This is a genomic window from Brachybacterium vulturis (assembly GCF_043641765.1).
In the GTDB taxonomy this organism is placed as follows: Bacteria; Actinomycetota; Actinomycetes; order Actinomycetales; family Dermabacteraceae; genus Brachybacterium; species Brachybacterium vulturis_A.
On the sequence record NZ_JBHZRO010000001.1, the window covers coordinates 63,604 to 81,678 of the forward strand.

Sequence of the window (18,075 nt, forward strand, 5' to 3'; positions counted from 1 at the left end):
GGGCGATGTTCAGGTCCCCCATCAGCAGGAACTCCCGGCCCGCTGCCGCGGCGGCGCGACGGGTGCGGGTGAGGTGACGGGTCCGGCATCGCAGTTCAGGTCACGTTCAGCTGGCGGCGCCGCAGTCCGAGCAGCCCGATCACCACCGCGGCCACGGCGACCGCGGTGACCACCAGGAACGGCGTCAGAGCGAACTCCTCCACCGGCACGGCGGCGAGGTGGTGGAGCGGGGAGAGGCTCCGGAGCCAGTCCGGCAGGTCCAGGAGCGCGGCGAAGAGCTCCACGACGCCCAGCACCGCCACGGCGACCCAGCCCAGCGCCGCCATCAGGCGCGGCAACCAGCCGAACAGGGCTGTGCACAGCCCGAGCACGCACAGCGCGGCCGGTGCCACGGCCAGGTGGGCGAGCAGGACCTCGCCCAGCAGGTCCCCGTCGCCGGTCACCAGTGCCGTGGCGAGTCCGGTACCCAGACCGGTGACCGTCGCGAGCAGCAGGATCCCCACGGCGATGACCAGGACGTGCGAGGCGCTCCAGACGACGCGGCTCACCGGGGTGGCCAGCACGGCGTCGGCGCGACCGGAGCCCTCCTCGGCGCGGAGGGTCTGCATCGCGTACACGGCGTAGGCGGCGGCGAAGATGATCACGAACGAGCCGAGGAAGGCCGTGTAGCCCTGCACCAGCGCCTCGGTGCCGAAGATGGCACTGAGCTCATCGGGCATCCCGTCGCCGGCATCGATCATCGCCTGGGTGAAGGCCCCGTCGATGATGCCGAGCAGGAGGATCGCGGTCCCCCAGCCCAGGAGCCCTCCGCACTGCAATCGGGCGGCGAGACCCGTCGGAGTGCCGAGCCAGGGGTGGGCATGGGCCCTCCCGGGACGGGTGGCGACGAAGCTGGCGCTGAAGTCGCGGCGTCGCTGCAGCTCGAACGCGAGGGCCACGGCGGCCAGGGCCAGGGCCGCGGACAGCACCAGCGGAGCCCATCGGTCGTGGACGTACGGAGCGGTCTGCGCCGCCCAGCCGAGCGGTGAGACCCACGACAGCGCACTCCCGCCCACCGCGACCATGTCGCCCAGGGCACGCAGCAGGAAGGCGACGCCGAGAACCGCCCCGGCCATCCCGGAGGCGGCGCGGGAGAACTCGCTGAGCTGCGAGGTCACCGCCGCCACTCCGGCGAAGACCATCCCGGTCAGGCTGGTGGCGAGACCGGCCAGGAGCGAGCCGGGCACCGCATATCCCACGGCGACCGCGAGGACCGCCACCACGGGGGCCACCACGGCGTTCGCGAGCAGGGCGACGGCGAGCGCCGCGGTGAGGGCGGTGTGCCGGCCGGTGACATTCGCCCGGATCAGCTCGGCGCGCCCGGACTGCTCCTCGCCGCGGGTGTGCCGAGTGATCAGGAAGATGTTCATCAGGGCGGACAGGAGGAAGAGGTACGGCATGTAGCCGGCGGCGAAGAACCGCTCATAGGTGGGGGCGTCCAGTCCGAAGGCCGGGCCGGTGAACATCCGTCCCACCGGCTGCGCGAGCATCACGGTGAGGTTCCCCAGATCCTCTTCCTGCGGCGCGAGCTGCGGCAGGGCGGCACCGATGTAGACCACCAGCAGACCGTGGCCCGCGATCCAGGCGGGCAGGCGGATCCGGTCCCGACGCAGCACGAGCCGGATCAGAGTGCGCAGGCCGGAGAGCGAGGAGGCGGCACCGTCGCCGGTGCTCGGGGCGGCGCGGTGCGTGGGGGCGGTCATCGGGCCACCTCGCGGTGGGGAGCCGTCTTGGCGCTGTGCACCGCGGTGTCTTCCACCGATCCCCCGTCGGTCGTTCCGCCGCGCGCGTCCGCGTCGTCCCCGTAGTGCCGCATCAGCAGCTGCTCGAGCGTCGGCGGGTGCGCCACCAGTGACCGCACCCCGAGCGGGGCCAGTGCCCGGACCACGCCGTCGACCCGGTCGCCGTCGACCTGGAAGGAGACGGTGCCGTCCTTCGTGGAGAGGTCATGGATCCCGTCGAGCCGCTCCAGCGCGGCCGCCGACTGCTCCAGCTCGGCGACGAAGGTGGTGCGGGTCATATGGCGCAGCTGCGAGAGGGAGCCCGTCTCGACGATCTGTCCCTGGCGGACGATGGAGAGCCGGTCGGCCAGCGCCTCCACCTGCGCGAGGATGTGGCTGGAGAGCAGCACCGTCCGTCCGGCGTCCTTCACCTCACGGATCGCCTGCTGGAACACCACTTCCATCAGCGGGTCCAGCCCGGCGGTCGGCTCGTCCAGCAGGAGCAGCTCCACCTCGGAGGCGAGCGCCGAGATCAGCGCCACCTTCTGCCGGTTGCCCTTGGAGTAGGTGCGGGCCTTCTTGGAGGGATCCAGGTCGAAGCGCTCGCACAGCTCGTCGCGCTTGCGCCGGTCCAAGCGGCCGCGCAGGCGCGCCAGCAGGTCGATCGCCTCGCCTCCGGTGAGGGTGGGCCACAGCTCCACGTCACCGGGAACGTAGGCGAGTCGTCGGTGCAGGGTGACCGCGTCACGCCACGGATCGCCGCCCAGCAGGCGGACGGTGCCGCCGTCGGCGTGCAGCAGTCCCAGCAGCACGCGCATGGTGGTGGATTTGCCGGCCCCGTTCGGGCCCAGGAAGCCGTGCACTTCGCCGGGGGCGACCTCGAGGTCGAGGCCGTCCAGCGCGCGGGTGCGGCCGAAGTGCTTGCGCAGACCCTGCGCGGAGATCACGGGTGCGGTAGTCATGGGCGATCAGCGCTCCTCGTCGGGGTGGGTCGGGGGTGCTCCCGGGCTTTCCGGGAGCATGGAGAGCAGCCCGTCGAGGCTGTGCTCGGCCACCAGGCCCTGGGAATAGAGCTCGATGGCCGGGTGGAGGTAGCGGCTCAGCTCCGCCGGGGAGGTGCTGCCGGACAGGAAGTCGACACCGAGCAGGCGGGCGACGTGCTCGTGAAGTGTCAGTGCGCCGAGGGACCAGATCAGAAGCAGGGCAGCACGGTCCCGAGGCGTCGCGCTGGGCAGGATCAGCCCGGAGCGCTCACCGAGCGCCAGGTACTCCACAGCGTCCTCGAGCATGTCGTCGACCAGCCCCGCGGTGCTCTCCCCGCCCTCGGTCAGCGCGCGCGTGAGATAGCGCAGCAGGTGAGGCGCCTCCTGCAGCCGGCGCATGGCGGGGAAGGGGTCGACGCCCTGCGGGCCGTCGACCACCTCCTCCTTCCGTGAGCGCACGAGATGCGCCACGTGTCGGTCGCAGGCCGTGCGGAGGCCCGCCTTGGACTTGAAGTGGTGGACGATCAACGCCTGGGAGACCCGGGCCTCGGCCGCGATGGACTTCAACGTCGTCGCGCGGAATCCGTGCGCGCCGAAGAGCCAGATCGCGGATTCGCGGATCCGGTCGATGCTGCTGACATCCTCGTCCCCGGTGGACTGCATGACACCCCTCCGCGCTGACTGACTGTTCAGTCAATCTAGGGCTGACTGAGCGGTCAGTCAAGGGGGGTGGAGCGTGGGGTGCGGGTGCGGTCGTGACCGCCCTGGTCCGCAGGGGCGGCGTGCCGAGGTGGCAGCGGGGATGCGATCGGGCCTGCGGGGTCAGGCCACCGGATCGCCCTGCACGGGGCCCTCGGTATTGGCCTGCCAACCCAGCGCCGGGGCGACATGCGTCGCGAAGCTCTCCAGGATGCGCAGGTTCAGCTCGACCCCGGCCTGCGAGGGGATGGTGAGCATCAGGGTGTCGGCGGCGTGCACGGCGGCGTCGGCCTGCAGCTGTTCGATGAGCCGGTCCGGTGCGCCGACGTAGGTGCGGCCGAAGGTCGAGCGGTGCCCGTCGATGATGCCGATCTGGTCGGCGTCCTCGCCCGGTCGCATCCCGAACAGCATGCGGTCCTGCTCGGTGACGATCGGGAACACGCTGCGGGAGACGGAGACGCGCGGTGCGTGCGTGTGCCCGGCCGCGCGGAAGGCGGCGCGGTAGCGCTCGATCTGCTCGGCCTGGAGATCGCCGAAAGCCGCGCCCGTGGCTTCGGTGAGCAGGGTCGAGCTCATGAGGTTCAGGCCCTGCCGGCCCGTGCTCTCGGCGGTCTCGCGGGAGCCCGCGCCCCACCAGATCCGACGGATCAGCTCGGGGGAGTGGGGCTCGATGCGCAGATCGGATCCTGGCGCGGCGTTCGACATGTAAGGCCGCTCCGCCGCGCGGGCCATGCCCTCGCCCTGGATGGCCTGCAGGAAGACCGCGAACTTCTCACGGGCGATGTCCGCACCGCGCGGATCGGTCGATCCGGTGTAGCCGAAGGCCTCCCAGCCGCGGTCCGCGGGTTCGGGGCTGCCGCGGGAGACCCCGAGGGCCACCCGGCCGTCGGCGATGTGGTCCAGGGCCGCGGCCTCCTCGGCAAAGTACAGAGGGTTCTCGTAGCGCATGTCGATCACACCTGTGCCCACCTCGATCCGCTGCGTGCGCGCGGCGACCGCCGAGAGCAGCGGCATCGGGGAGGCGGACTGCTGGGCGAAGTGGTGGACCCGGAAGTAGGCGCCGTTCACGCCCAGCTCATCGGCGCCGACGGAGATGTCGATCGCGTCGTGGAGCATCTGGCGGGCGCTGAGACCGCCCTGGGCAGGGCGGCCGCCGTAGTGGCCGAAGCTGAGGAATCCGAAGGCTCGCATGGACCTATCCTAGATCATAGTTGAAGATTCCACTAGGGAGCGGCTCCCGCTGCCGCCCCCGCCGACGCTCGAGCGCGAGTGTTCAGCGGACCGGGACGAGACCTGCACCCCATTGTGCGGGTGGGCGCCCGCCGCGAGGTGCTCCGCCCCGTAGGGTGGAGCGCTCTGTAAGCGATCCCCGCCGTGCTCCCCTCGGCATGCTGGCCGCCACAGCCCCCTCTTCTCTCGCTGCCTGCCTCCATGCCGTCGCAGCACCCTCACGGAACGGACCGCGCCATGTCGCCGGACGCCCCTGCCACCCCTGTCCCCGCTGATCCCGGTGACGACCCCCGATCGCGCCGCACCCGACGTGAGACCGAGCGCTTCCCGAGCGCCCCACACCTGCCGGGCGGCTCCCCGGGCGGGGTCTTCCGGGTGGCCGTGGCGCTCATCGCCGCCCTCCTCGTCGCCGCCGGGTTCTGGCCGGCGCAGATGAGTTCTGCCGCCGGCGCGGCGACGCACTGGGTGACCACCATCGGCGGCTGGTCGCTGCTGCTGATCCCGCTGTGCCTGATCGGACTGCTCCTGGTGCTGGCCTGCACCCGCTTCGGCGCCATCCGCCTCGGCCCTGATGATTCGCGGCCCGAGTACCCCACCTTCGCCTGGATCGCGATGCTGCTGGGCGCGGTGATGGGCATCGGATTGGTCACCTATGGCGTGGCCGAGCCGATCGCCCACCTGTTCACCCCGCCGCACGGCCTCACCGAGCCCGGCAGCGAGGACGCCGTGGTCGATGCTCTGCGCTTCACCTTCCTGGACTTCGGACTGCACGCCTGGGCGGTGTTCGCCACCTTCGGCCTGGCGATCGGCTACTCCACCCACCGCCTCGGCAACAAGGGGCTGGTCTCGCCGATCCTGCGACCGCTGATCGGGCGCCACGCCGATGGCCTGGTGGGCAAGGCGATCGACGTGCTGGTCATCCTCTCCACACTGTTCGGTACCACGACCTCGCTGGGACTCGGAGCCGCCCAGATCAGCCAGGGGCTGAGCCGGATGGCCGGCCTCGACCTCACCGGCACCGGGGTGCAGCTCCTCGTCATCGCGCTGGTCACCGTGCTGTTCACCGCCTCGGCGATGAGCGGGATCGGGCGCGGGATCCGCTACCTGAGCCAGACCACGATGGTGATCGCCGCAGCCCTGCTGCTGTTCGTCCTGGCCACCGGCCCCACCAGCTGGCTGATCAACCTCTTCCTCCGCTCGCTCGGCGGGTACGCCGGCGGCTTCCTCGAGATCAGTCTGATGCTGCCCACGGACGGTGCGGACCTGGAATGGATGCAGGCCTGGACCTACTTCATGATGGCCTGGTGGATCTCCTGGGGCGCCTTCGTGGGGATCTTCCTGGCCCGCATCTCGCGCGGTCGCACCATTCGGCAGTTCGCGCTGGTCGTGCTCGGTGTGCCGAGCCTGATCTTCTCCGCCTGGTTCACCGTGTTCGGCGGATCGGCGATGTTCATGGATCTCGAGCGCGACGCCGGGATCGGCGAGGCCGCGAGCGAGAACGTCAACACTGCCTTCTTCGCCCTGCTCGATCAGCTGCCGCTGAGCGGACTCACCTCGACGGTGGCGGTGGCCCTGGTGATCATGTACTTCGTGACCAGCGCGGACTCGAACACCTACGTGCTCTCGGTGATCTCCTCCGACGGGCGCATGAACCCGAGCCGTCCGCTGCTGGGCATGTGGGGTCTGCTCACCGGCGCCACGGCCTCGGTGCTGCTCTACGCCGGTGGCCTGGAGGCGCTGCAGACGGCCGTGATGCTCTCGGCGGCGCCGTTCATCTTCGTCATCCTCGCGCTGGCGATCTCGCTGGTGATGATGCTGCGTCGTGATCCGCTGATCCGGGACGGCGCGACGGGCCGCCGGTCCGTCCCGGTCGCGGAGGAGGCCGGCGCGGCCGGCGAGGCCGACCCGGCCCCGCAGCCCACCCTGGGGCGGTGAGCATCGGGGGCTGTGCGGAGCGGCTCGACCCGAGCGCTGTTCTGCACGGAACGCGGCACGCGCCACCCGGATCGGGGACGCGTGCCTCTGCGCGGGGCGCTCACAGGGCGTCCGCTGCCGAGTGCTCAGCTGCCGTCGGCCTCGGTGGTCTCCGCCGGGCGCGAGCCCAGCTCGGAGTCCAGGCGCAGCAGACCCGCGCCGTCGTCACCGATCAGCTTCACGCGGCCGATGATCTCCGAGACGGTCGCCTCCTCCTCGATCTGCTCGTCCACGAACCAGTTCAGCAGCGGCCGGGCGTCGTAGTCGCCTTCCTTGTCGGCGCTGCGGTACAGCTCGCGGATCGACTCGGAGACCTTCTCCTCGTGGGCGAGCGCCGCCTCGAAGATCTCCAGCACCGAGAGGCCGGGCTTCACGCCGGGAGCCTCGATGGCACCGATCGTGGCGTGGTTGCCGCGGTCGGAGGTGTGCTGGATGAACTTGTTGGCGTGGACGATCTCCTCGTCGGCCTGGTGGCGGAGCCATCCGGCGATGCCGGGGAGATCCTGCTCATCGGCCTCGATGGCCAGCTGGCGGTAGGTGATCGACGCGGCGAACTCGAGCGTGATCTGCTCCTGGAACTTCTTCTCAAGGTCATTGCTCATCTTCATGGCCTCGACCATAGTCCTCTCCGACACCCTTGTCACGTATGGAAAGGCTCGCCTGACCTGCGAAGATGCACTTCGGGCAGGCTTGCCTGGCCGGCGCTGGGAGGGATCGGTCGAGGAGACTCGTGTCGGTGCTCGCGAATCCGGGGTGCGCACCGCCATGCTGGAGGTCCTGGGTGATGTCCATCTGAGCAGGAGAACCCATGTCCGAGCAGTCCGTCCCGTCATCCTCGCAGCGTCCCGCCCTCGTCGGCCATCGCGGCGCCTCCGCCCACGCGCCGGAGAACACCCTCGCCGCCTTCCGTCGGGCCCTCGAGGACGGGGCGCAGCTGCTGGAGTGCGATGTGCACCTGAGCGCCGACGGCGAGGTGGTGGTGATGCATGACGAGACCATCGATCGCACCGCCGCGGCGGATTCGCCCCTGCGCACCGGGGCGATCGGCGATCTCACCCGGGCCGAGCTCGGCACCGTCCTGCTGGAGGGTGGGGAGCGCATCCCTTCGCTGGCCGCGCTGCTCGCGATGACCACGGCCCCGGTGTTCATCGAGGTCAAGGTCGCCGCCGCCGCGAAGGCCGTCGCCGAACTGCTGCAGAGACTGCCCGCCGGCACCCCGGCCGCCGACTCCACGGTCATCTCCTTCCATGCCGAGGCGCTCGCCGAGATCCGCCGCGCCACCGACACCCCGGTGTCCTACCTGGTCGAGCAGGTCGACGAGCAGGCGATCGAGACCGCCCGCGAGCTCGGGGCGGCGGGGATCGGGCCCTCGATCGACGGGCTCAGCCTGCGCGCGGCGGCAGCCGTGCACGAGGCCGGGATGACGGTGAACCCCTGGACGGTCAACACCGCCGCCCAGCTCGAGGTGGCCCTCGCCTGCGGCGTGGACACGCTCACCACCGACGACCCCGCCTGGCTGCAGCGCGAGCTGGACGTGCGTCTGGGGTGACGGCGTCGCGCGGCACGTCCGTCGCGAACCCTCGCGAGGCGGGCGCCGGACCCGCGGCCCCTGAGCCGCCCCGCCGCGGTCCGCTCCGGCGCCCGCCCGCTGACGCCACGGCTGTGACCTGCGCGACAGGCCCCTCGTGGACATCGCCGCAGGTGCATGGCCGGACACCGCCCTGCATGCTCACGCATCGAACGTCCCGTGCTCCCGCGGGAGCGCCCCGCGTACTCTGGTCCGCGCCATGACCTCCGTTTCCGCGGAGGCCCCCGTGACTCGGGGCCCCGGGCCCCCTGAAAGGACCGCGATGCTCGACTCGACGCTCCAGGCGACCTACGACCAGGTTCTCCACCGCAACCCCGGAGAACCCGAGTTCCACCAGGCTGTCCGGGAGGTGTTCGAGTCGCTGGAGGCCATCCAGGATCGTCATCCCGAGTACCAGGACCACAGCATCCTGATGCGTCTGTGCGAGCCGGAGCGCCAGATCATCTTCCGCGTCCCGTGGGTCGACGACCAGGGCTCCGTGCAGATCAACCGCGGCTACCGCGTCGAGTACAACTCCGCGCTCGGCCCCTACAAGGGCGGCCTGCGATTCCACCCCTCGGTGAACGTCGGCATCGTGAAGTTCCTCGGCTTCGAGCAGATCTTCAAGAACTCCCTCACCGGCCTGCCCATCGGCGGCGGCAAGGGCGGCTCCGACTTCGATCCGCACGGTCGCAGCGACGGCGAGGTCATGCGCTTCTGTCAGTCCTTCATGACCGAGCTGCACCGCCACATGGGTGAGTACACCGATGTCCCCGCCGGCGACATCGGGGTGGGCGCCCGCGAGATCGGCTATCTCTTCGGTCAGTACAAGCGCCTGACCAACCGCTACGAGGCCGGCGTGCTCACCGGCAAGGGCCTGGACTGGGGCGGCTCCCTGGTGCGCAAGGAGGCCACCGGCTACGGCGCGGCCATCTTCGCCGACGAGATGCTCAGGGCCCGCGGCTCCTCCGTCGACGGCCGTCGCGTGGCCGTCTCCGGCTCCGGCAACGTCGCGCTGTATGCGATCGAGAAGGTCGCGCAGCTCGGCGGCATCCCGGTCACCGCCTCGGACTCCTCCGGCTACGTCGTGGACGAGAACGGGATCGACCTCGCCCTGCTGCAGCAGATCAAGGAGGTCGAGCGCGGCCGCATCCACGAGTACGCCGAGCGTCGCGGCGCTGGAGCCCGCTTCGTCAACGGTGGCAGCATCTGGGACGTCCCGGTGGACATCGCACTGCCCGGCGCCACCCAGAACGAGCTCGACATCGAGGCGGCGCGCACCCTGGTCAAGAACGGGGTGCTGGCCGTGTCCGAGGGCGCGAACATGCCCTGCACCCCGGAGGCCGTCTCCGTCTTCCGCGCCGCCGATGTCGCCTTCGGCCCCGGCAAGGCCGCGAACGCCGGCGGTGTGGCCACCAGCGCGCTCGAGATGCAGCAGAACGCCAGCCGGGATGCCTGGAGCTTCGAGCACACCGAGCAGCGGCTCACCGAGATCATGAAGGGCATCCACGCCCGCTGCCTGGAGACCGCCGACGAGGTCGGGCGGCCCGGTGACTACGTGGTCGGCGCGAACGTGGCGGGCTTCCGCAAGGTGGCCGACGCGATGATCGCCTTCGGCGTGATCTGAGTCGACGGCGTCGCGCCGGTGACGACCGGTGCGCGTGCGAGGGCCCTTCCGGGTCGCTGTTCCGCCCGCCGGGCGAGGACGGTCCGGAGGGGCCCTCGTCGTGCGCACCTGGCCGTTGGTGAGAAACGTTCTCAACAGCTGCTAGTCTTTCCGCATGATTCAGATGAGAACCATTGTCATGAAGCGGCGTGCCGCCGTGCTCCTCGGTGCGGGTCTGCTCGCGCTCTCGGGCTGCGGCGGCTCGACGGGCGGCGCGCCCGGCGACTCCTCGGACGGCGGCGGCGAGGCCGCCCCGGCCTCCGATCGCACCGAGGTCGGCGCGCTGACCCCGCGCATCGTGCTCGCCCACGAGGGCGGGGTGACCACGCTCGACTCGGCCGACGGGGCGACCCTCGGCAGCGCCGACCTCGACGGCTATGTGCGCCTGAACCCCGCGGGCGACGGCCGCCACGTCGCCGTCAGCGCGGCCGACGCGATCACCATGTACGACACCGGGCTGCTCGCCGAGGGCCACGGCGACCACTTCCACTACTACGTGCAGGACCCCGCCCTCACCGACCTCTCCCTCCCCGCCCCGCACCCCGGGCGCGTGGTCCCTCATGGCGACCGCACCGCGCTGTTCGCCGACGGCACCGGGGCGATCACGATCATCGACCCCGCGGCCCTCGGGGAGGGCGAGCTCGAGGTGCTCGAGGAGACGACCACGGAGGCGCCGCATCACGGGGTGGCGGTGCCGCTCACCGATGGCGGCCTGCTGATCACCCAGGGCACCGCGGAGGCGCGCAGCACCGTCCAGGTGCGCGACGCCGAAGGGAACCTCACCGCCGAGACCACCGACTGCCCCGGCGTGCACGGCGAGGCCGCCGCCCGGCCCACCGAGTCCGGGGACGTGATCACCCTGGGCTGCGAGAACGGTGCCGTGATCTACCGCGACGGAGAGTTCCACGAGGTCGAGAGCGAGGGCAGCTACCAGCGCTCCGGCACCCAGAAGGGGCTCGAGAGCTCACCGATCGTGCTCGCGGATCACAAGGTCCAGGCCGATCCCGCCGGCGGGAAGGAGCGCCCCACCGAGATCGCGCTGATCGACACCCGGGACGACTCGATGCAGCTCGTCGACCTGGGCTCGGAGTACTGGTTCCGCTCCCTGGACCGCGGCCCGGACGGCGAGGCCCTGGTGCTGACCACCGACGGCGAGCTGAACATCCTGGACCCCGGGACCGGCGGGATGCTCCACGAGGTCCCGGTGACAGGGGAGTGGACCGAACCCGAGCAGTGGCAGCAGGCCGCCCCGATGATGGCCGTCGCCGACGGCACCGCCTTCGTCGTCGACCCGCAGGCGAAGACCCTCTCCATGGTCGACATCGCCGGCGGGGAGATCTACCGTGAGCTCGAGCTGCCCGTCGTCCCGCACGAGATCCAGGTGACCACCGGGACTGCCTCCGGTGAGTACGAGGTGGTTCCCGGGGTCGACGAGCCCGCGGACGAGGGCCACGACCACTGAGCGGTGCCCGCGCGGCCTCAGAACCCCAACTGATCGGCGCGGTCGATGATCGCCTCCGCAGTGGCGATGGTCTGGTCCACGTACGCCTCGCCGAACAGGCGCACGTGCCCGAGCAGACCGAAGAACAGGTGGGCGGGGAGATCCTGCTGCCAGTCCCCGGGCAGCGGGTGCTCGGCCTCGTAGCCCTCGAAGATCTCGTCCAGGAACGGCGCCCCGAACAGGGAGAGCATCGCGAGGTCCTCGAGCCGGTGCCCGCCGTGGGCGGCAGGGTCGATGAGGGTCGCGCCGTCCGCGGTCCACAGCAGGTTGCCGGACCAGAGGTCTCCGTGGACGCGGGCCGGCTCCTCCTCACCCTGTCCGCTGACGCCGTCGAAGGCGCCGTCGGCGATGATGTCGATCGCCTCGTCCACGGTGTCGTGGCCGTCGGCGCCCAGGGTGCGGGTGACGTTGTCGGCCAGCGGCCGCAGCCGATCATCGGCCCAGTACCCGGCGAAGTCCGCGTTCGGCGTGTTCGGGACGGCGAAGGGGCTCTCCAGCGGTCCGAACCAGGCGCCGTCGGCCGGGGTCCAGCCGAAGGAGGGGGCCCCCGCGTCGTGCAGCCGGGCCAGCCCTCTGCCGAGCTCGCGCGCGGCCTCCGCGGTCGGCGCGACGGCCTCCAGCAGCCTCAGGCGCAGGACCTTCTTCTCCTCCTCGAGCACCTCGACCACGGGGACGACCTGCGGTTCTGCGAGCCATCGGAGTCCAGCGGCCTCGGCCGCGATGTACCCCGTGGGGGCGCTGTCGGCATTCTTCACGAAGTCGTTCATGGGCCCACCGTACGCAGAGTCTGCGCGGGCGGTGCCACTTGCCGTGTCGTGCGGCACGGTCCGGTGCCCGGACGGGGTGCGGTCGCGGGCCTCAGGAGTCGACGCCGAGGGCGGCGGCCAGGGTCTCCCGCAGCACCGGCAGCACCCGCCGATGCGAGGCGCCGGTGGCGGCGCGGGAGGCGACGTGCACCAGCATCGCGGAGCGCTCATAGGCGGTCCACGCCCGCATCCGCTCCCGCAGCGAGGCGATATCGGCCACCGAGTCCGGCACCTCGCCGTGCACGCCGCGCGCCTGCACGTAGAGGTCGACGAATCCCACCACCTGCTGTTCGGTCATCGGGACGTACCAGGGGCCGCCGTGGACGGTGCCGCCGAGGGAGGAGAGGTCCCGGGCGGGGTCGTCCCCCTGGGCCCACTCGAAGTCGATGAACCGCACCCCGGGCCGGGCGGTCCCGGCACCCCGCCCGTCCCACATGATGTTGGTCGCGCACAGATCCCCGTGGGCGAGCACGAAGCCGTCCAGCCGCCGGATCTGCTCCTCCACCGATGCCACCGCCTCGAGGGCGGCCTCCAGCAGCGCGGACAGGCCGTGGTCCCGGATCGCCCTCCCGTGCAGCGCCTGCCAGGAGGCGACCTCGCCCTCGACCTCCGGCAGCAGGCGCTGCGGTCCGGCCAGCACGGCCGCCCACGGCTCCGGGCCCGCGCTCACCGCACCGCGGCCCGGGGCGGGGACCGCATGCAGCCGGGCCAGGTGCTCGGCGTGGGAGCGCAGATGCGCCTCGGTCCAGGCACCCGGCGCGACCGCGGTGCCGGGGACCTCCGTGGTCACCACATAGGGGTGCCCCAGCGCACTGGTCCCCGCCTCGGCATGGACCGCGATCGGTGCCGGGCCCACCCCCGGCGGGAGCATGCTCAGGGCGGCGATCTCCCGGTCGAGGTCCTGGTGCAGCTCGTCCGGGGCGACGTGCGGGATCCGCACGATCAGCGGCGCATGCTCGGCGGGGGTCACCCGCCAGGCGGCGAAGCGCTCGCCGACCCCCGCGAGCTCGACCCGGACCGGTCCGGAGAGCATCGCGGGCGGGACCAGAGCGCCGGTGCGCCAGACGGCCGCCAGCTGCTCGCCCATCGCGGGCGAGACAGGATCCAGCAGCGCCGGGGGCCGATCGGGCCGGTGCGGGGCCATCGTCGCTCCTGTCCGTGGGGGCTCCGATCCTATCGAGCGGCCGCTGCCGCCGCGGCACCCGCGGGCTCGGTACGATCGTCCGGCGCCCCCACCGGTGCCTCCGGGCGCGGGGCACGCCCCGGGCCTCTGCGCCCGGCCGCCCTGCCCGGCCGCCCCGCTGATGAAGGACACCCCATGGATCTCGTACTGCTCGCCATCGTCGTGGGCATCGGCGTGGGGATCGTGGTGGGCGCCCTCGGCGCGGGCGGAGGCATCCTCGCGGTGCCCGTGCTGGTGTTCCTGCTCGGGATGCCCGTCCACTCTGCGACCGCATCCAGCCTGGTCATCGTGCTGATCACGGCCTTGGCGAGCCTGCCGCACCACGCCCGCCGGAAGAACGTCGACTGGCGCAACGGCCTCGTGTTCGCGGGAGTGTCCGTGGTGGGGGCGGTGGGCGGCTCCCGTCTCTCCGCGCTGGTGCCCTCGCAGCTGCTGCTGACCCTGTTCGGGGTGATGCTGGTGGGAGTGGCGGTCGCGATGCTGCGCCGCGCCCTGCGCACGCGCGCCGCGGAGCGGACCGAGGCCGAGCAGGCGCTCGCCGAGGGAGCCGCCGCGCACGACCCCTCTGCGCACGACCCCGCCGGCCAGGAGGACGCCGAGCCCGTCGCCACCCACGACGACCCGGTGCTCGACCAGCCCGGACCCGACATGGTCGACGGGGCCGACGGGATTCGCCGCCATCACGGCGAGCCCGAGATCCCGCTCTCGCCCGCGGCTCCCGCCGCACCGCGCCTGCCGCTGGTGATCGGTACCGCGACCCTCACCGGGTTCCTCACCGGCTTCTTCGGCGTGGGCGGCGGCTTCATCGTGGTTCCGATGCTGGTGATCGCGCTGGGCCTGGCGATGCGCCGTGCCTCGGGCACCAGCCTGCTGGTCATGGTGGTCGCCACCGCCGCCAGCCTGTTGGCCCGGGTGGGCACCGACGTGCAGGTGGACTGGGTGACCACGCTGATCTTCGCGGCCGGCTCCGCCGTCGGCGGCATGCTCGGCGGCCCGCTCTCGGCGACGGCGCGACCCTCCACGCTCACGCTGGCGTTCTCCGCCCTGCTCGGGGGAGTGGCCGCGGTGACGCTGGTCCAGACGCTGCTGCTCTGAGGGCGCGCTCGGCCTGGGGCGTGAGCTGGGCGGCGCCGGTCCGGGGGCGTGTCGCGGACGGGCTCATGGCGAGGCGAGGTGGCGATACTGCCAGCTCCCGTCACCCACGGCCTGTGCGTGACACCACCGAGCGGCGACGATGCTGTCCGGATCGGGACTGCGGCCCAGCGAGCCCGTCCGGCCACCGGCTCAGCGGGCGGCGCCAGCCATCGGGTGCTCGGAGCCGGCCACCCGGCGCACCGCCTCGTCGATGAGGCGGGCGGCGGCGCGGGCGGTGCGGCCGTCGAGGTCCAGCGACGGGTTCAGCTCCACCACGTCCAGCAGGGCGAGCTTCCCGCTGCCGGCCGCGGCCCGCACCGCCGCGGCGATCAGCGGCAGCGGCACCCCGTAGGCGGCCGGTGCCGAGACTCCCGGGGCGGTCGCGGCGGGCAGCACGTCGAGGTCGATGGTCAGGTAGAGGACGTCCAGCTCCGCGGCGAACTCCTCGACGAAGCGGGTGATGCCCGCGGCGCCCGCGTCGAGGCACTGCTCATCGGTCCACCACCGCACCCCGAGCTGCTCGGCCGTCGCGAACAGCGCCCCGGTGTTCGAGGGCTCCGCGATCCCGAGCACGGCGTAGCGCAGCTGCCGGCCCACCTTCTGCTCGGCCGCGGCCATCTGGGCGAAGGGGGTGCCGGAGGTGGGGCGCGGCTCCTCGCGCAGGTCGAAGTGGGCGTCGAGGTTCAGCACCCCCCAGCGCTGCCCCGCTCGGGGCCCGAGCCCGGAGCCCACCAGCCCGAGATAGGAGGACCAGGCCGTCTCGTGGCCGCCGCCCAGCACCACCGCCAGGCGGGAGCCGACCCGATCCAGGGCGGCGGAGGTCAGCGCCGCCGCGGCTGCCTGCCCGCCCTCGAGATCCTCGCCCACGGTCTCCGCATCGCCCAGGTCGTGCAGACCCACCTCGCCGCGGCCGAGCGGGCCGTGCAGGGCCAGCGGTGAGAGGGCACGCCGCAGCGCCGCGGGCCCGTCGGCCGCCCCGATCCGGCCGCGATTGCGACGCACGCCCTCCTCGGAACGGAAGCCGAGCAGGGTCACGTGGTCGGAGGCGGGATCCGCTGCGGGGTCCCCCGGATCGGCGATCATCTGCACCGCCTGGTGCCAGCGTGCGTGCTGCGGGCCGTCGCCGTCGTGCCGTCCGGTCCAGGCGGCGCTGCTGTCGGGAGAGTTCGGCATCGGAGCTCCTCGTCGGGGCGCGAAGGGGTGAGTTCGCCCATCATGGCACCCGGCCCTCGCGGCCGGGCCCGGCGACCGACCGAGCGCGTGCGGATCGGGACAGTGGCATCCTTGTGCGTCATGACGTCCCCGAAGGCCCCGGCGGCCGATGCGACGCTGCGGCTGCTCACCTTCCTCGCCTCGCGCCGCTCGCCGGTCCCCGCCGCGCGGATCGCCGAGCAGCTCGCCCTGCCGCGATCGCGCACCTATGACCTGCTCACCACCCTCGTGCAGCACGGATATGTGATGCATCTGGAGCAGGAGCGGCTGTACGGGCTGGGGCCCGCGGCGCAGGAGCTCTCCGGCGCCTACCTGCGCCAGGAGCCGCTGGCCCGGATCGGGCGGCGCGTGATCGAGGCGATGGTCGACGAGGTCGGCGAGTCGGGTCATCTCGCGGTGCTGCACGGCAGGGACGTGCTCTACGTGATCGAGGAACGGGCTCGGAACCGGCCCAGCCTGGTCACCGACGTCGGCGTGCGGATCTCCGCTCACCTCACCGCGAGCGGCCGCGCGATCCTCGCCGCGCTCCCGCCGGCCCAGCTGCGTGCACTGTTCGGCACCCGGGAGGACTTCAGCTCCCGCACCGCGGCCCCCGGACCAGAGGGTCCACGAGCGCTGCGGGAGCTGCTGGCCCAGGTGCGCCGCGACGGCATCGCGCACGAGTCCGGCGAGGTGAGCGAGGAGATGGCGTCCGTCGCGGCGGTGGTGCGCGACCACGCCGGCTGGCCGGCTGCCGCTGTCGCTCTGACCTTCGTCGAGGCGCAGGTCGGACCGGCCCAGCGGGAAGGCCTCGCGGTGGCGGCGCGGGCAGCGGCCGACGAGGTCACCCGCCGCCTGCTGGGCCGCCGCCACTGAGCTGCGGCGCCCCGGGTCAGCCGCGGTCGCGCCGCCGCGGCGACCGATCCCGCCAGGCCCCGGTGGACCACAGCGCGAGCCCGACCAGACCGGGCTGGAACCACAGCCGCAGGAAGCGCTTGGTGTCCGTGTCCAGTCCGAACCCGTCCCGGGCGTGGACCCACTGGGCGATATTGCCGGGGAAGATCGCGACGAAGAACAGGGCCGCGGCCCAGCCGAGCGGGATCCGCCGACGAGCCAGCAGCGCCAGCGCGCTGCCCAGCGTGATCTCGGCGATGCCGGAGGCGACCACGGTGGTCTCCTCGCTGAACGGCACGAAGTTCGGCACCTGGGCGCCGAACTCCTCACGGGCGACGGTCAGATGGCTGATCCCGGCGAAGGTGAGCATCCCGCCGAGCGCGATCCGCGCCAGGGTGCGGGGGAGGGAGGTGGGCGCCGCCGGTCCGAGCAGCCGGGCCCGGTGGTCCGGAGAGCGCTCAGTCATCGGACACCTGCACGGTGACATCGATGTTGCCGCGGGTGGCGTTGGAGTACGGGCACACGTGGTGGGCTGCGTCGGCCAGCTCCTGGGCCTGCTCCGGCGGCAGGCCGGGCAGGATCACTTCGAGCTCCACGGCGAGCTGGAATCCGCCCTCGCCGTTGGTGCCGATCTGCACGCGGCCACCGACGCTGGAATCCTGGATCGAGATCGTGCGCTGGCGCGCGACGTTCTGCAGGGCGGAGTGGAAGCAGGCGGCGTACCCGGCGGCGAAGAGCTGTTCGGGGTTGGTGCCGTCCCCGGATCCCCCCAGCTCCTTCGGGGGTGCCAGGGTGAGATCGAGGGTGCCGTCGGCCGTGGTGACACGGCCGTCACGGCCGGCGCCGGTCGAGAGAGCTTCTGCGGTGTACAGGGCGTCCATGGGGTCTGCCTTTCAGTGCTGGGCGCCTCGGCGCCCGGGGAGAGTCCTTCGGGGTCGGTGGAGTCAGGCCGTCGTCGGCGGCCTCTCCTCCATCGTGGTCGCGAGTCGGCGCAGAGTGCCGATCAGCTCACGGGCCGCCGCCTCGTCCGGTAGGCCGGTGGCCTGCGCGATTGCTCCGGGGACGTGCCCGAGCTCGCGACGCAGCGAGGCTGCCTGTGCACTCGGGGTGACGGTGACCACCCGGTGGTCGGCACCGTCGCGGGTGCGGGTGATGAGCTCCTTCTGCTCCATCCGCCGCAGCAGTGGGGAGAGCGTGCCGGAATCCAGCTGCAGCTGCTCTCCCAGCTCGCGCACGGAGTGCGGGCCGTCGGTCCACAGCACCACCAGCACCAGGTACTGCAGGTAGGTGAGCTCCCACGGGGCGAGGAGCTCCGCGTACGCCCGGGTGGTCGCACGGGCTGCCGCGTAGAGGGAGAAGCACACCATGTGGTCGACGATCGCCATCGGGAAAGTATTGCGCACAATTCAGTTGTGCACAACTGGTACGGCCATCTCGGTCGATCGTCCGTCTGGCATCCCGGACGCGACCGGCATGCAGGGGCGGGC

The 18,075-nt window shown here is 72.2% G+C and carries 17 protein-coding genes; 6 read left to right on the forward strand and 11 right to left on the reverse strand.

Annotation, left to right across the window (positions count from 1 at the left end):
* Positions 1–95: 95 nt before the first annotated feature.
* The 4 genes from ACHUEU_RS00275 to ACHUEU_RS00290 form a co-directional block, all read right to left on the reverse strand.
* Entirely contained in the window at positions 96–1,742 is a 1,647-nt protein-coding gene (locus ACHUEU_RS00275) for an ABC transporter permease (RefSeq protein ID WP_394213862.1), read from the reverse strand.
* Positions 1,739–2,722 carry an ABC transporter ATP-binding protein gene (locus tag ACHUEU_RS00280; protein ID WP_394213863.1) on the reverse strand — a complete coding sequence of 328 codons (984 nt, stop codon included), beginning with the start codon at positions 2,720–2,722 and terminating at the stop codon, positions 1,739–1,741. Before ACHUEU_RS00280 ends, ACHUEU_RS00275 begins: the two co-directional genes overlap by 4 nt.
* 6 nt (positions 2,723–2,728) lie before the next feature.
* Positions 2,729–3,406, reverse strand: coding sequence for a TetR/AcrR family transcriptional regulator (locus ACHUEU_RS00285; protein ID WP_394213864.1), 678 nt, complete (start codon positions 3,404–3,406; stop codon positions 2,729–2,731).
* A gap of 159 nt (positions 3,407–3,565) precedes the next feature.
* The gene (locus ACHUEU_RS00290; protein WP_394213865.1) at positions 3,566–4,633 is read right to left on the reverse strand and encodes an LLM class flavin-dependent oxidoreductase; all 1,068 of its coding nucleotides are present in this window, start codon (positions 4,631–4,633) and stop codon (positions 3,566–3,568) included.
* 276 nt (positions 4,634–4,909) lie between these two features.
* On the opposite strand from ACHUEU_RS00290, the gene ACHUEU_RS00295 reads away from it, so the two are divergent.
* Entirely contained in the window at positions 4,910–6,607 is a 1,698-nt protein-coding gene (locus ACHUEU_RS00295) for a BCCT family transporter (RefSeq protein WP_394213866.1), read from the forward strand.
* Between the two features lie 125 nt (positions 6,608–6,732).
* Here the strand turns inward: ACHUEU_RS00295 and ACHUEU_RS00300 are convergent, their stop codons facing one another.
* The gene (locus ACHUEU_RS00300) at positions 6,733–7,254 is read right to left on the reverse strand and encodes a ferritin (protein ID WP_394213867.1); all 522 of its coding nucleotides are present in this window, start codon (positions 7,252–7,254) and stop codon (positions 6,733–6,735) included.
* A 200-nt stretch (positions 7,255–7,454) separates the two neighbouring features.
* Between ACHUEU_RS00300 and ACHUEU_RS00305 the strand changes: the two genes are divergently transcribed.
* From ACHUEU_RS00305 to ACHUEU_RS00315, 3 genes are all read left to right on the forward strand, one after another.
* A complete protein-coding gene (locus ACHUEU_RS00305; RefSeq protein ID WP_394213868.1) occupies positions 7,455–8,195 on the forward strand; it encodes a glycerophosphodiester phosphodiesterase in 741 nt (246 codons plus the stop codon).
* A 301-nt stretch (positions 8,196–8,496) separates the two neighbouring features.
* Positions 8,497–9,840 carry an NADP-specific glutamate dehydrogenase gene (gene gdhA, locus ACHUEU_RS00310; RefSeq protein ID WP_394213869.1) on the forward strand — a complete coding sequence of 448 codons (1,344 nt, stop codon included), beginning with the start codon at positions 8,497–8,499 and terminating at the stop codon, positions 9,838–9,840.
* A gap of 154 nt (positions 9,841–9,994) precedes the next feature.
* Entirely contained in the window at positions 9,995–11,341 is a 1,347-nt protein-coding gene (locus ACHUEU_RS00315) for a hypothetical protein (RefSeq protein WP_394213870.1), read from the forward strand.
* 17 nt (positions 11,342–11,358) lie between these two features.
* Here ACHUEU_RS00315 and ACHUEU_RS00320 read toward each other — a convergent pair whose 3' ends face one another.
* Positions 11,359–12,147 carry a fructosamine kinase family protein gene (locus ACHUEU_RS00320; RefSeq protein ID WP_394213871.1) on the reverse strand — a complete coding sequence of 263 codons (789 nt, stop codon included), beginning with the start codon at positions 12,145–12,147 and terminating at the stop codon, positions 11,359–11,361.
* A 91-nt stretch (positions 12,148–12,238) separates the two neighbouring features.
* Positions 12,239–13,330 (reverse strand): phosphotransferase family protein, encoded by a 1,092-nt coding sequence (locus ACHUEU_RS00325; RefSeq protein WP_394213872.1) that lies wholly within the window; start codon positions 13,328–13,330, stop codon positions 12,239–12,241.
* A 174-nt stretch (positions 13,331–13,504) separates the two neighbouring features.
* On the opposite strand from ACHUEU_RS00325, the gene ACHUEU_RS00330 reads away from it, so the two are divergent.
* Complete coding sequence (locus ACHUEU_RS00330; protein WP_394213873.1) at positions 13,505–14,464, forward strand: sulfite exporter TauE/SafE family protein; 960 nt, start codon at positions 13,505–13,507, stop codon at positions 14,462–14,464.
* Between the two features lie 189 nt (positions 14,465–14,653).
* On the opposite strand, the gene hutG is transcribed toward ACHUEU_RS00330, so the two are convergent.
* Positions 14,654–15,676 carry a formimidoylglutamase gene (gene hutG, locus ACHUEU_RS00335; RefSeq protein ID WP_394213874.1) on the reverse strand — a complete coding sequence of 341 codons (1,023 nt, stop codon included), beginning with the start codon at positions 15,674–15,676 and terminating at the stop codon, positions 14,654–14,656.
* A 120-nt stretch (positions 15,677–15,796) separates the two neighbouring features.
* Here hutG and ACHUEU_RS00340 point away from each other — a divergent pair, with 120 nt between their 5' ends.
* Entirely contained in the window at positions 15,797–16,570 is a 774-nt protein-coding gene (locus ACHUEU_RS00340; protein ID WP_394213875.1) for an IclR family transcriptional regulator, read from the forward strand.
* A gap of 16 nt (positions 16,571–16,586) precedes the next feature.
* On the opposite strand, the gene ACHUEU_RS00345 is transcribed toward ACHUEU_RS00340, so the two are convergent.
* The 3 genes from ACHUEU_RS00345 to ACHUEU_RS00355 form a co-directional block, all read right to left on the reverse strand.
* Positions 16,587–17,054, reverse strand: a complete 468-nt coding sequence (locus tag ACHUEU_RS00345; protein ID WP_394213876.1) for a DoxX family protein — start codon at positions 17,052–17,054, stop codon at positions 16,587–16,589.
* A complete protein-coding gene (locus tag ACHUEU_RS00350; RefSeq protein ID WP_394213877.1) occupies positions 17,047–17,469 on the reverse strand; it encodes an organic hydroperoxide resistance protein in 423 nt (140 codons plus the stop codon). Before ACHUEU_RS00350 ends, ACHUEU_RS00345 begins: the two co-directional genes overlap by 8 nt.
* 63 nt (positions 17,470–17,532) lie before the next feature.
* Positions 17,533–17,973 carry a MarR family winged helix-turn-helix transcriptional regulator gene (locus ACHUEU_RS00355; RefSeq protein WP_394213878.1) on the reverse strand — a complete coding sequence of 147 codons (441 nt, stop codon included), beginning with the start codon at positions 17,971–17,973 and terminating at the stop codon, positions 17,533–17,535.
* Positions 17,974–18,075 lie beyond the last annotated feature (102 nt).

Coding starts and splice junctions, on each gene's coding strand:
- ACHUEU_RS00275 (WP_394213862.1), bottom strand. CDS start 1,742: ATGACCGCCCCCACGCACCGCGCCGCCCCGAGCACCGGCGACGGTGCC.
- ACHUEU_RS00280 (WP_394213863.1), bottom strand. CDS start 2,722: ATGACTACCGCACCCGTGATCTCCGCGCAGGGTCTGCGCAAGCACTTC.
- ACHUEU_RS00285 (WP_394213864.1), bottom strand. CDS start 3,406: ATGCAGTCCACCGGGGACGAGGATGTCAGCAGCATCGACCGGATCCGC.
- ACHUEU_RS00290 (WP_394213865.1), bottom strand. CDS start 4,633: ATGCGAGCCTTCGGATTCCTCAGCTTCGGCCACTACGGCGGCCGCCCT.
- ACHUEU_RS00295 (WP_394213866.1), top strand. CDS start 4,910: ATGTCGCCGGACGCCCCTGCCACCCCTGTCCCCGCTGATCCCGGTGAC.
- ACHUEU_RS00300 (WP_394213867.1), bottom strand. CDS start 7,254: ATGAAGATGAGCAATGACCTTGAGAAGAAGTTCCAGGAGCAGATCACG.
- ACHUEU_RS00305 (WP_394213868.1), top strand. CDS start 7,455: ATGTCCGAGCAGTCCGTCCCGTCATCCTCGCAGCGTCCCGCCCTCGTC.
- gdhA (WP_394213869.1), top strand. CDS start 8,497: ATGCTCGACTCGACGCTCCAGGCGACCTACGACCAGGTTCTCCACCGC.
- ACHUEU_RS00315 (WP_394213870.1), top strand. CDS start 9,995: ATGATTCAGATGAGAACCATTGTCATGAAGCGGCGTGCCGCCGTGCTC.
- ACHUEU_RS00320 (WP_394213871.1), bottom strand. CDS start 12,147: ATGAACGACTTCGTGAAGAATGCCGACAGCGCCCCCACGGGGTACATC.
- ACHUEU_RS00325 (WP_394213872.1), bottom strand. CDS start 13,330: ATGGCCCCGCACCGGCCCGATCGGCCCCCGGCGCTGCTGGATCCTGTC.
- ACHUEU_RS00330 (WP_394213873.1), top strand. CDS start 13,505: ATGGATCTCGTACTGCTCGCCATCGTCGTGGGCATCGGCGTGGGGATC.
- hutG (WP_394213874.1), bottom strand. CDS start 15,676: ATGCCGAACTCTCCCGACAGCAGCGCCGCCTGGACCGGACGGCACGAC.
- ACHUEU_RS00340 (WP_394213875.1), top strand. CDS start 15,797: ATGACGTCCCCGAAGGCCCCGGCGGCCGATGCGACGCTGCGGCTGCTC.
- ACHUEU_RS00345 (WP_394213876.1), bottom strand. CDS start 17,054: ATGACTGAGCGCTCTCCGGACCACCGGGCCCGGCTGCTCGGACCGGCG.
- ACHUEU_RS00350 (WP_394213877.1), bottom strand. CDS start 17,469: ATGGACGCCCTGTACACCGCAGAAGCTCTCTCGACCGGCGCCGGCCGT.
- ACHUEU_RS00355 (WP_394213878.1), bottom strand. CDS start 17,973: ATGGCGATCGTCGACCACATGGTGTGCTTCTCCCTCTACGCGGCAGCC.